An 808-nucleotide genomic window follows, 5' to 3' on the forward strand; every position below is an offset into this window, starting at 1 on the left:
TCAATACCATTTACATTTTTTGTTACATACCAGATAATATCTTCATTCAGGTTATTTATCTGATCCTGAGTCAGTTCCTGCCCTGCTTTAAGTCCAAGCCTCTTACCTTCAGCTGAGGCGTTGTCCATCATTGCCTGTATCAGCTCCTTATTGGACTTGCCATTTATGAAGGCTGTTCCCAGCTTTTCGGCAATTGACCTTGTAAGAAGCTGGTTCTCGTAGTAGGCATCCCCAAGACGTCTTGCCCTGTCCCAAACTTCCGAGTATCCGACTCTTTCAAGGAAGTAGTCGCTTCCGTAGTAGTCGCTCAGGTTTATGTAGCTTGAACGGGTCTCCATGACATATTTTGAAGTCGGATTCATATTTGCCTTGAACATTGCACTTGCAAGTATTGGATTGACGCTGATTACTCCAGTGTTTTTAATATCCTTTATCTCTGCATTGTTTCCTGCAATCTGAACCGCCCTCTCAAATTCTGTGTTTACTGGGCTGTATGTATTTCCAGCTCCTGAAAACTGTGGATTTCCGCCAAAAATTGCTGACATGGCCGAAATAGGCTGATTGCCCTGCACCTGAATATTCCCATTGGAAGCTCCTGTACCTTTTTTGATTCCAAATGTGCTTGAGGACAGCAGCTTTCTTCCGTTCTCTCCTCCATTTTCAAGCCTTACTCCATTTCCAGCCTCAATCGGATTCACTACAATATTGGGAGCGTTCACTATTACCTGACGCCCTTCAATTACGCTCGGCTGTCCTGATTCATAGCCAACACCGCCATCATACAGCGATCTTGAGTAGTTTATGTTTC

1 protein-coding gene is annotated in these 808 nt (G+C 44.1%); it reads right to left on the bottom strand.

The features are described 5' to 3' along the window. A partial coding sequence (locus HMPREF1552_RS12460; protein ID WP_021743610.1) for a hypothetical protein occupies positions 1–808 on the bottom strand: 808 nt, incomplete at both ends.

It is taken from the genome of Leptotrichia sp. oral taxon 879 str. F0557, from assembly GCF_000469385.1.
Taxonomy (GTDB): domain Bacteria; phylum Fusobacteriota; class Fusobacteriia; order Fusobacteriales; family Leptotrichiaceae; genus Leptotrichia; species Leptotrichia mesophila.